Annotated in this window: 10 protein-coding genes and 1 pseudogene; 3 read left to right on the forward strand and 8 right to left on the reverse strand. The window is 69.3% G+C overall.

Going from position 1 to position 10,588, the window contains the following annotated elements; all coding sequences use genetic code 11:
* Together A9O63_RS12675 and A9O63_RS12680 are read right to left on the reverse strand one after the other, a co-directional pair.
* A pseudogene (locus A9O63_RS12675) lies at nucleotides 1-378 on the reverse strand (sulfatase); the annotation flags it as partial.
* Complete coding sequence (locus A9O63_RS12680; RefSeq protein ID WP_069332263.1) at nucleotides 360-1,043, reverse strand: CDP-alcohol phosphatidyltransferase family protein; 684 nt, start codon at nucleotides 1,041-1,043, stop codon at nucleotides 360-362. The pseudogene A9O63_RS12675 and the gene A9O63_RS12680, both read right to left, overlap by 19 nt.
* Nucleotides 1,044-1,602: 559 nt before the next feature.
* Between A9O63_RS12680 and A9O63_RS12685 the strand changes: the two genes are divergently transcribed.
* Nucleotides 1,603-2,139 carry a cytochrome b gene (locus A9O63_RS12685; protein WP_069332264.1) on the forward strand — a complete coding sequence of 179 codons (537 nt, stop codon included), beginning with the start codon at nucleotides 1,603-1,605 and terminating at the stop codon, nucleotides 2,137-2,139.
* Between the two features lie 220 nt (nucleotides 2,140-2,359).
* On the opposite strand, the gene pcl is transcribed toward A9O63_RS12685, so the two are convergent.
* Genes pcl through A9O63_RS12710 form a run of 5 tightly spaced genes read right to left on the reverse strand, consistent with a single transcriptional unit; the run spans nucleotide 2,360 to nucleotide 5,518 of the window.
* Nucleotides 2,360-3,595 carry a 4-coumarate--CoA ligase gene (gene pcl, locus A9O63_RS12690; RefSeq protein ID WP_069332265.1) on the reverse strand — a complete coding sequence of 412 codons (1,236 nt, stop codon included), beginning with the start codon at nucleotides 3,593-3,595 and terminating at the stop codon, nucleotides 2,360-2,362.
* An 11-nt stretch (nucleotides 3,596-3,606) separates the two neighbouring features.
* Nucleotides 3,607-4,107: a hypothetical protein gene (locus tag A9O63_RS12695; protein WP_069332266.1), complete on the reverse strand. Its 501-nt coding sequence runs from the start codon at nucleotides 4,105-4,107 to the stop codon at nucleotides 3,607-3,609.
* Nucleotides 4,104-4,676, reverse strand: coding sequence for a hypothetical protein (locus A9O63_RS22180; protein ID WP_084295868.1), 573 nt, complete (start codon nucleotides 4,674-4,676; stop codon nucleotides 4,104-4,106). Before A9O63_RS22180 ends, A9O63_RS12695 begins: the two co-directional genes overlap by 4 nt.
* Before the next feature lie 14 nt (nucleotides 4,677-4,690).
* The gene (gene pyp / locus A9O63_RS12705) at nucleotides 4,691-5,065 is read right to left on the reverse strand and encodes a photoactive yellow protein (RefSeq protein ID WP_069332268.1); all 375 of its coding nucleotides are present in this window, start codon (nucleotides 5,063-5,065) and stop codon (nucleotides 4,691-4,693) included.
* 24 nt (nucleotides 5,066-5,089) lie between these two features.
* On the reverse strand, nucleotides 5,090-5,518 hold the full coding sequence (locus A9O63_RS12710) for a hypothetical protein (protein ID WP_069332269.1): 429 nt from the start codon (nucleotides 5,516-5,518) through the stop codon (nucleotides 5,090-5,092).
* A gap of 721 nt (nucleotides 5,519-6,239) precedes the next feature.
* Here A9O63_RS12710 and A9O63_RS12715 point away from each other — a divergent pair.
* On the forward strand, nucleotides 6,240-7,613 hold the full coding sequence (locus A9O63_RS12715) for an MmgE/PrpD family protein (protein WP_069332286.1): 1,374 nt from the start codon (nucleotides 6,240-6,242) through the stop codon (nucleotides 7,611-7,613).
* A gap of 54 nt (nucleotides 7,614-7,667) precedes the next feature.
* The gene (locus A9O63_RS12720; protein ID WP_069332270.1) at nucleotides 7,668-8,408 is read left to right on the forward strand and encodes an FCD domain-containing protein; all 741 of its coding nucleotides are present in this window, start codon (nucleotides 7,668-7,670) and stop codon (nucleotides 8,406-8,408) included.
* A gap of 398 nt (nucleotides 8,409-8,806) precedes the next feature.
* Here A9O63_RS12720 and A9O63_RS12725 read toward each other — a convergent pair whose 3' ends face one another.
* A complete protein-coding gene (locus A9O63_RS12725) occupies nucleotides 8,807-10,588 on the reverse strand; it encodes an ABC transporter ATP-binding protein (protein ID WP_069332271.1) in 1,782 nt (593 codons plus the stop codon).

A 10,588-nucleotide genomic window follows, 5' to 3' on the forward strand; every position in this document is an offset into this window, starting at 1 on the left:
GACCCCGCTCGCCCACCAGAGACCCGCCGCCAGACCGGCCAGCACGGCCCCGAGCAGCACCGCGGCCAGCAGGGCCCGCCCCGCCCCCAGCGCCCCCTCGCCCAGATCGAGGGCCGAGGCGAGGAGCGGCAGGTCCGCCACCGGATCGAACGGGCGCCCGAACGCCAGCTGCAGGGCGAGATCGAGCGCCTTCAGCACCGTGGCCGCTCCGAGAGCCGCAACCAGCACCGCCCGCAGACCCCGCGCGCGCCCCGGTCGCAGCGCCAGAAGCGCCACCAGCGCCGGAAGCTCGAGCGGAAAGCGCCACGCGCCCGACGGGTGGCCGGGCAGCGCCAGCACAAGGCCGAGCAGGAGGAGGCTCAGCGCCGCGCGAGCCATGCCACGTCGCGGCCGAAGGACCACAGGAGCAGCGCGAGCGCCGCCGCCGCCAGAGGCACCGCCGCGCCGCTTGCCACGGGCGGCGCGAGGATCGCGATCAGGCTCGCGATCTGGATCACGCAGACGAGCTTGCGCGGCCGGCTCTCGGGCAGCGGGGTCGCGAGCCAGGGCCAGATCCGGGCCGCCGCCACGAAGGCATAGCGCATCCCTGCCAGCGCCAGCACCCAGAGGCCCACCTTGCCACCCTGCGCGACGAGGAGCGCAAGCGTCAGCGCGAAAAGCGCGTCCACCTCCATGTCGAAGCGCGCGCCGAACGCGGAGACGAGCCCCGCCCGGCGTGCAAGCCACCCGTCGAGCCCGTCGAGAGCCAGCGCCAGCGCCGCCAGCGCCACGGTCGTCCAGGCGAGCGCGCTCTCTTCGTTCAGCACGCCGGGGGCGGCGAGGGGCACCGCGATAACCGCCACAAGGGCCGCGCGAAGCTGCGTCACCGCATTGCAGAGCCCGAGCCGCGCATGGGGATAGCGCTCCCGGAGAGAGAGCCCGGCGATGGCCAGAACCGCGGCGAAGATCGCCAGGGCCAGCGCCGCAGCACTTCCGCCCAGCCGATGTCCCACGAGCCAGACGAGTGCGAGATGCCAAAGCCCCAGCGCGAGAAAGGCTGCCATCACGCCCCGGCCGGGGCCATGGGGCAGGCGAGGCGGAGCGGGCTCGGGCGCGGGATCCATCCCCTGCGGTGTAGGCGGCGCCCGCGCGGCGTCAAGCCGGGCAGGGCCGGTCCCCGCCCGGATCCTGTCCGCGGGCGTGCAGAGCGCGTCTTGCAGGGCACGACCCGGTGAGCTTCCACTTGTGGATGGGGCTCGCTCCTCGGGCCGAAGGAGGGATCGCGGCGACCGCTCGCGCGGGACTGGCGGGGGCGGCTGCAGAGGTCGCGCCTTGCTCTCCGGCGGCGCCATGCCGATCCGCTCGCCCGGCAGATCTGGGCGGCGCCCCGGATTGGCCGGCAGCGAGGCGATGGCGAAAGGGTTCTTCTGCATGACGACGGCGAGGATGCGGAAAGGGGCCCCTGCGGCACGGCCGCGGCGGTGAAGTCGGCGGCCGGGATCCTGTTCCTTGCACGGCCTGTCTCGTGCGGCAGATCCTGCGAGCGTGGGTCCGGTCCGACCTCCGAAGGTCTGGCGCCAGCGGACCGGATGGCGCACACTAGGCCGAAAGAGGAGAGCCGCGATGACCGATGCCTACCGGCCCGCCGCCCGCTTCCTGCACTGGACGGTCGCCCTGATCGTTTTCTGCATGATCCCCGCCGGGTTGATCATGACGACCGAGGGTCTGCCGCGCCCGGTGCAGGACATGCTGTTCCTCTTTCACAAGAATGCGGGGCTGGTGGTGGGCGTGCTGATGCTGATCCGCCTCGCCTATCGCCGCGCGAATCCGCCGCCGCCTCTGCCGGCCTCGGTGCCCGCGTGGCAGGCGCGGATGGCCCGGATCTCCCATGGGATGCTCTATGCGCTCCTGCTCCTGATGGTGGCGTCGGGCTTCGTCCGGGTCACAGCCGGAGGCTTTCCGCTGGAGGGCTGGGATGCGCTCGGCCTGCCGCGGCTTCCCAAGCGCGAGGCGCTGGGCTCCGCCGCAAGCGCGATGCACGAGGCGGCCGCCTACGCGCTGATCGCGCTTGTCCTGCTGCATGCGGGCGCGGCGCTCCATGATGCGCTCGTGCGCCGGGACGGGGTGTTCGCGCGCATGTGGCCCGCCGCCCGGCGCTGACGGAGCAGGGTGCCTGCGCCGCGCTGCCGTCTGCCGGACGGCGCAGCCCGGCTGCCGGCAACCCTGACCTCCGCCGGGCCGCGCGCGGCCCAGGATCGGCCTCTGTCCGCAAAGCCAGGGAGCTGCCGGCCTGCCGCCAGCATGCAGTCGATCCCGACCCGTTCGGCTCCGACGTCCCGGATCATCTGCCACATGTTGCGCGTGGTGCCACATTTGGTGTCTACCAGTCCGCCATCTTTCCCAGATCTGTGCGCGGGAGTTGCGCGGCGAAGAGGAACCGGTCCGGCCGAGCAGGCGCCGGAAGATGTCGTGCAGCGATTGCACGCAGTTCGATCTCGAGCTCTGCCTCGTCAGCGCCCTCCGCCACCGAGATCACGGCCTTCAGCCTGCGTCCGTCGAGCCGCACCGCCGCATCCCGGACACGCGGATTCCGGAGCAGGATCTCTCGGACCGCGGCGGGAGAGACGTTCGATCCCGCGACCTGCAGGATCTCGTCCTTGCGGCCGAGAATTGTGAAGCCGCCGTCCTCGTCCCAGGCGATCTCGTCCTGCAGGTCCAGCCGCCTGCCCAGCCTGCTCAACGTGTCATGAAGGCGGGTGAGATCAGGCAGGGTCCGGAAGGGGCCGTCCCGGCTCTCGCGCCAGCCGATGCCCCCGGTCTCGGTCGAGCCATAGATGTCCAGCATCCGGGCCGGGCCGAGCGCGCAGGCGCATCGCCATGTCTCCGCCGTCGAGGGCGCGCCGGAGGTTACTCCGACCACGTCGCCGGGCAGCCGGTAGTCCAGATCCGCGAACTGCTCCCAGATGAAGGGCGTGCCCGCCACCAGATCGCCGGAGCGTGCGTGCCGCATGATGCCGGAAGCGGAGAGGTTTGCCAGTTGCTTCGCCTCGAGACCGAGGCGGGAGGGAAGCAGGCAGGACCAGAGGAAGCCGTAGATGTGGTGCGGCGGAACGCAGGACAGAACGCGGCGCACCTCGGGAGGCCGCTCCGTCAGGATCTTCGCGAGGGCCTCCCCTTCCGAGAGCAGTGCGGCGGCACCGTGCGTCACCGACTTCGGTCCCGCGATGCTCCCCGAGGTCGAGAAGGTGAAGCGCGCGTTTGGCCCCATCAGGGTGTGATGATGATCGATCAGATCCACCCACTCTCCGAGGCGGCGCCGCACGAGTAGATAATCCTCGGTGTTGGTATCCGACAGATGGAAGAAGCCCGCCACGCGGGTGACGAGCGAGAGCATGAGCAGGCTGTCGAGCCCCAGCGTGTCTTCGTCGATCAGCAGGTCGTCGGGCGACGGATGCCCTGCCGTAAGAAGGCGCGCGCCGATCATCTGGTGATGACCGACGCGCCCTTCGCGCAGCAAGTCCTGCTGCTCGGACGCGATCAGGGAGACACAGAGGCGCCCGATCGCCTCCCGGTCGAGTACCCGATCCCTTAAGGCCGGAGGCACCTCAGCTGTCATGTCCCGGCCTCCTAGGCTGCGGCGTCCATCTCGGCGAACAGTTCCCCGGCGAGGCCCGCGAAATGGAGGCGCGCTGCCGCCACCCGGGCGGCGAGGTCGAGCGATTGCGCTGCCAGTTCGGCGGCCGACATCCTGGCGATGTCGCCGGTGAAGTCGAACCGGACGTCCTGCGCCGCATCATAGGTCTCGATCTGGCTGAAGAGGGCCGGCAGCGTATCGAACTCCCAGGCCCGGACGCGGTCGCGTTCGCTGTCGGACTGGAAGAAGAGACGGATCGCCAGCACGAAGGTCTGCTGCTCGGTCCGGTAGATGTTCATCTCGTACCAGTAGGGCAGTTCCGGGGTGAAGCTCATGCACATCGCGAGTTCCGCCCCGCGGAAGAGAAGCGGACGCGCGCCCATGCGCCGGATCTTGTGATCGCGGGGCAGGCCGAGCATCGGATTGTCCGGCCTGGAGGTGAGCGGCTGGGGCGCGTCGTAGGCCGAGTTTCCAGCCGCATTCATTACGTTCATGAGTGTCCTCCGTCGGTGTGAAGGGACGGGCCTGCGCAACCGTGTGCCGCCAGTGGCAGAGACAGGCGCAGGGCCGTCCAAAGGGCATCGAGCTGTCCGTCTGCACCTTGCGCCGGTGTCGCCAGGGCACAGTCGGAGGGATCGTTTTCGGTCAGAAAGCGAGTGAGTTCCTCAAGTTCGGCGATATAGCCCGCACGATGAATGGGTCGTGCGGGAAGGTCCTCGTGCGGCAGGACCGCGAGATGGGCGACGAGGCGCTGGTCCTGGGACAGATAGAGGCGGAAGAGGCGCTTCGCGCGGCAGCCGAGGTCTTGCGGATCGCCTGCCTCGGCATCGCAGGCGAGGATCGGGACGCCGGTGAAGCTCAGCGGCAGCTTTCCGTCACACCGCAGGCTGATGCGGCTCCAGGGGAGATCGGGAGGTCCTTCGCCTCCGGCAGGGCAAGGCCGCCGTGGGCCGTGAGGCCCCGCGACTTCGGAGCAATGCGGATCCGGCGCGCGGCGCCCGAGCAGCACCAGCAACTCCGGGTCCACGGTCGCCTCGAAACTGCCCGCACTGCCCCGGGTCATGACGCCAGATCCGCTCAGACCCGCTTGACGAAGAGCCAGCAGCTCTGGCCGTCGGGCTGCGACTTCATGTGGATCTTCACGCCGACATTGGCGCCCTTGTAGGCGAACTTGTAATCGAACATCACATTGACCTGCCCGGTCTGGTGAAAGCGCAGGAATTCGCCGTGAAAGCGCTTGCCCTTGGCGCAGGGCGCGATCTCGCTGAAGAAGTTCTTTCCGATCACGTCGGCCGGATTGCGGTTGGCGATGCCACCCTCGGCCCTGTTGTATTTCAGGATCGTGCCGGAGCGGTCCAGCAGGACGGCGCCGAACGGGAGATACTCGGCCCGCTGCGGCTCGCGGGCAAGGATGTTGTCGAGGTCGGCGCTGCCAAAGGGAATGATTTCCATATCGTGTGTCTCGCTTTGAAGCTGTTACTTCTCGGAAGTCTCGACGCCGTTCTCGTTCTGCAGGAACGAGTCGTGGAACGTCATCGACATGTCGTGAATGCGGCGGTAGGGGTTGCCGCTGAATTCACAGGCGTGCTTCTCGCGCCCTTCAGGTGCAGCCCAGCGGTAATCCATCTTTCCGATCGTCACGATGCATTGGGGGATCGTCTCGAACCGCTCCTTCTGCGCGTATTTCGCACTATCCACTTCGATCTGGCTCGCCCCTTCGAATTCGATCAGGGCCTCGAGCTCGTCGATGCGGCTTTCTCCCTCGAGACGGGCGGTCTTCGATACGACTTCACTGGCCGCCTGCATTACCCATTCCGGATGGTCCCCGCGGACGATGAGAGACATGTCGTCCACGCGAAATTCGTAGCGTCCATCGGCTTCGTATAGCTTTCCAATTTCCTTCATTCTCAGAATGCTCCTTTCGGCGGCATCTTCCGCGCGGATCCGGTCCTTCCGGCCCGGGTCAGTTATTGTCCAACCGTATGAACAAATCCTCACCGGTTCCGCATCCGGAAGCTCTCCGGTGCAGTGCATTTGAGGAAGTTGCGGAGGCGATGGCCGCGTAGAGCAGACCGCCGGCCCGCGGAGGGCCGGGGCGCAAGGGCCGAAGCCTGTGGACATGTGCGGCCCGCCGCAGGGCAGGTCAGGAGGAGAGCCGAAGCGCCGGGCCGAGGCGCATTCCCCCGTCTGCTGGACGACGAGACGAAGGAGTGCCGCGTGTCGACACGTCGAGCTCGGGCCGCAGCGCTGCGCGCGAGCTGATGTCACTGATCGAACGCGACGGAAGGCCGGGAGCGATTGTGTCGGATCTAGCCAACGGTTCCAGCGCGGTGGCGAGGGGCGGCTGACCTGGCGGTTACCGTGAACTCGGCTGCGCCGCGTTTCGACCCTGCAATGCGGGACGGGGAAGGCGGCGTGCTCCGCTCCCGAGCTTGAAGATCCGATCCGGTTGAGAAACGCCTACTCGATCCTCCCCGATCCGGGTCGGGAGGAGCCGCGGCCCCGGCCGGGCGCGCCGGGGTGGGTCAAAAAGTGTTGACAGTTTGCGATTGCAGGGGCCGAATTCGCCGCCTATTGTCGGCGGCATCGGCGCCCGGAGGGGCGCGTTCGCAGCATGGAGATCCCGATGAACCAGCAAAGCCGTCCCGCCCCCGTCCAGACCGAGGGAGTGACCGAAACCCTCTGCCGCTGGATCGTCTCGCTGAAGGGCGCGGACATCCCCGCCGAGGTCCGCCGCGAGGGGCTGCGTACCTTCGTGAACTGGCTCGGCTGCGCGGTGGGCGGTGCCCGGCACGAGACGGTCGACCGGGCGCTGGCGGCGACGCTGCCCTTCTCGGGCCCGGCCACGTCGGGCGTGCTCGGCCGCACCGAGCGGCTCGATGCGCTCCATGCGGCGCTCGTGAACGGCATCAGCTCGCATGTGCTCGATTATGACGACACGCATCTCAAGACGATCATCCATCCCGCGGGCCCGGTCGCCTCGGCGCTTCTGGCGCTGGCCGAACGGCAGCCGATCTCGGGCGAGGATTTCCTGACCGCGCTCATCGTGGGGATCGAGGTCGAATGCCGGATCGGCAATTCGGTCTATCCCGCCCATTACGACCGCGGCTGGCACATCACCGGCACTGCGGGCGTGTTCGGCGCGGCGGCGGCGGTGGGCAAGATCCTCGGCCTCGACGAGACGCGGCTCGCCTGGGCGATGGGGCTCGCGGCCACCCAGTCCTCGGGCCTGCGCGAGATGTTCGGCACCATGACCAAGAGCTTCCACCCCGGCCGGGCCGCGCAGAACGGGCTCTTCTCGGCGCTGCTGGCCGAAGCGGGCTACGACAGTTCGCTGCGCGCCATCGAGGCGCCGCGGGGCTTTGCCAACGTGCTGTCGGAGAAGCAGGATTATGCCGAGATCACCGAAGGCCTCGGCACGCGCTGGGAATCGGCGCTCAACAGCTACAAGCCCTTCGCCTGCGGGATCGTGATCCATCCGACCATCGACGGCTGCCTGCAGCTGCGCGAGGAGCTGGGCGCGCGCGTCGGCGAGATCGAGGCGGTCGAGCTGCGCACCCATCCGCTCGTGCTGGAGCTGACCGGCAAGCGCAGCCCGCGCACCGGGCTCGAGGGCAAGTTCAGCGTCTATCACTCGGCCGCCTGCGCGCTCCTGCGCGGCGACGGGGCGCCCACCGCCTTCACCGACGAGGTGGTGAACCTGCCCGAGCTGGTGGCGCTGCGCGACCGGGTGACGGCGGTGGCCGATCCCGCCTGCCACGAGGCCGCGGTCGATATCGCCGTGACCTTCGCCGACGGAAGCCGGGTAACGAAACATGTCGAGCGCGCCATCGGCAGCCGCGAGCGCCCGCTGTCGGATGCCGAGATCGAGCACAAGTTCCGTGTCCAGTCGGGCCTCGTGATCGGCGACGAGGCGGCGGCGCGGCTGCTCGATCTGGCCTGGCGGCTTGAATCGCTGGCGGATTCGGGGGAAGTGGCCCGGATGGCCATGGCCGGATGAGCGGACGGCCCCCGCCCGCGCGGGGGCCCTTTCCGCCGGGGAGGAAAAGGCAGGATGGAACAGAAGGCGGAGGCCGCGGCCGCGCAGGCCGGCGGGGGACGCGAGGCGGATTCGCTCGTCCTCCACCTCGAGGCGCAGCTCGAGCATCTGATCCTCACCGGAGAGCTGAAGCCCGGCGAGCGGCTGAACGAGATTCATCTCTCGGCCCGGTTCGGGACCAGCCGCGGCCCCCTGCGCGAGGCGATGCGCGGGCTCGAGGCGCGTGGCCTCGTGACCATGGTGCGCAACCGCGGCATGTATGTGCGCGCCATCTCGGCCGAGGAGGCGCTCGAGATCTACGATGTGCGGGCGGCGATCTTCGGCCTTGCGGGGCGGATCCTCACCGACCGGGTGACCGACGAGATGCTCGAGGATCTCTATGCGCGGCTCGCGGCGATGGATGCGCTGGCCGCCGAGCGCGACTTCGAGGGCTATTATCACGCCAACCTCGACTTTCACGAACGCCTCATGCGCTTCACCGGCAACGGTGTGCTGATGGCGGAATACAAGTCGCTGGTGGACAAGCTGCATCTCTGCCGGGTGTCGAGCCTCTTGCAGGCGGGCGGGCTGGCGGTTTCGAACCGCGAGCACCGCGAGATGGTGGATTCAGTGGCATCGGGCGACAAGTACCGGGCGCAGGAGGCCTTCTTCCGCCATGTGGACCGCGCCAAGGCCCGCTTCCGCCACGCCGCCGGACAGACGCCGGCGGAGGCTGCGGCCCCCGCAGCCGGAGCCCGGTCGCCGGCCCAGCCCTGATCCGGGCCGGCCTGCCGGATGCCGACCCGACGGTGATGCGGGCCAGCCAGAGCTTCGGCGCCGATCAGGCAGAGGCCCTCGTCCGAGGGATCCGGGACTCACGTCCGGCCTCAAGGCTGCCGGCAAATCTCACCTGCAACCGCGTGCCGGCACAGCAGCTGGTCCGGTCCGGGCACATCGCCCGCCTTGTCGAGGAGGGTGGGCAATACGGTTCCAGAAGAGCCTGGCGCGCGAGGCTGCCGGCGCGTTTCTGAACCGGCTCCCCGGACAGGCGACCCGCGTCGAGGCTCTTTCCCCCGGATGGCACGGGACTGTCGCCGCGGCCGAGATCTCGCGCTGGCGGGGGACGGACATCGGGGGCGGCATTCTCGGTGGCCCGTTGCCGTCCCTCAGGTGGTTCATCCCCCGCGAAGAAGGTTCGCATAGAGCCCGCCCCGCGCGACCAGTTCGTCGTGCGTGCCTTGTTCGAGCAGGTGCCCGGCCTGCATCACGACTATCCGGTCGGCGCGCCGGATCGTCGAAAGACGATGCGCGATCGTGATCGTGGTCCGACCCTTCGACAGTGCCTCGAGCGCAAGCGACATGGCCCGCTCCGTGCGGGTATCGAGGGCACTCGTCGCCTCGTCGAGCAGCAGGATCGGCGGATCGCGCAGGATGGTCCGGGCGAGCGCCAGACGCTGCTTCTCGCCGCCCGAGAAGCGATGGCCGCCTTCGCCCACCAGAGTGTCGTAACCGTCGGGCAGGGCCGCCAGATGATCGTGGATCTGCGCCACCCGGGCGGCGGCGATCAGCTCGGCCTCGGACGCGTCGGGATTGGCGAAGCGCAGGTTTTCGGCCACCGAGGCATGGAGAAGATAGGGCTCCTGCGACACCACGCCCAGCATCTGCGTCAGCGTCTCGAAGCTCAGGTCGCGCAGGTCCACGCCGTCGAAGCGGATCGCGCCGCGGTCCACGTCGTAGAGCCGCGCCAGCAGGTAGCCGAGGGTTGTCTTGCCCGAGCCCGTGGGCCCCACGATGGCGAGATGACTGCCGGCGGGGACGGTCAGGCTTACATCCTCGACAGCGGGGCGGCCGCCCGGGGCATAGGCGAAGGTCACGCCCTCGAGCTGCACCTCGCCCCGCATCCGGGCGCGCGGCAGGGTCACCGGATCCGCGCGCTCGGTGATCTCGACCGGCCGGTCGAGATATTCGAAGATGCGGGCAAAGAGCGCGCGCGCCTTGCGCATGTCGCGGCCGATCTCGAGCAATTGCTCGAACGGCCAGAGGAGTTGTTCCTGCAGGGCGATCATCGCGACCAGCGTGCCGATGCTGGCCGGGTCGTCGGTGCGCATGAGCACCCCGCCCGCGAGCAGCGTCAGCGCGGGCAGAACCGCCAGCGCGAAGCCGATCAGCATCCACTGCCACTCGCCGGCCGTGCTCGAGCGCACCTCGAGCCGCGCCAGATCGGTCGAGATGCGGGTGAAGCGCCGCGTCAGATGCGGGCCGCGCCCCATGGTGCGGGCCAGGATGACGCCCGGGACCGACAGGGTTTCCTGCACCACCGCCGACAGATCGGCGGCCCGGGCCTGCCGCTGCCAGGTCAGCGTCTCGCGCAGGTGGGCGACGCGGTGGCTGATCAGCACCGTTCCCGGCACGATCAGCAGCACGAACAGGGCCAGCCGCCAGTCGAGGATGACGATGGCGACGGCGGTCATCGCCACGGCGCTCAGCGCGCGGCCGAGGTCGCTCGCGGTCTCGGTCATCAGCGATTGAAGCCCGGCGATGTCGCCCGCGATGCGCGACTGGACCTCGCCCGTCCGGGTACCGGCGAAGAACCGCAGCGACAGGCTTTGCAGGTGGGCATAGAGCCGGACCCGCAGGTCATGCAGGATCGCCTGACCGATCCGCGCGGTCAGCACCACCTGCAGCGCCCCCACCGCGGCTGCGGCCAGCGCCACCGCGACCATGCCCGCCACCAGCTGGACCAGCAGCGTCAGATCGTGCTGCGGCAGCGCCACGTCAATCACGGCGCGCAGCAGGAAGGGACCGGCCAGCCCGATGGCCGAGGCGAGGATCATCAGCGCCGCCACCCCGGCGATCCTGCCGCGATAGGGAACGAACAGCGCAAGCACGCGGCGCAGGGAAACGTGACGTGCGGCGAGATCGTCGTAGAGGGCGGCGGTATCTTGAACAGCGGACAT

It is taken from the genome of Cereibacter johrii (assembly GCF_001720585.1).
GTDB classification, from domain to species: Bacteria; Pseudomonadota; Alphaproteobacteria; order Rhodobacterales; family Rhodobacteraceae; genus Cereibacter_A; species Cereibacter_A johrii.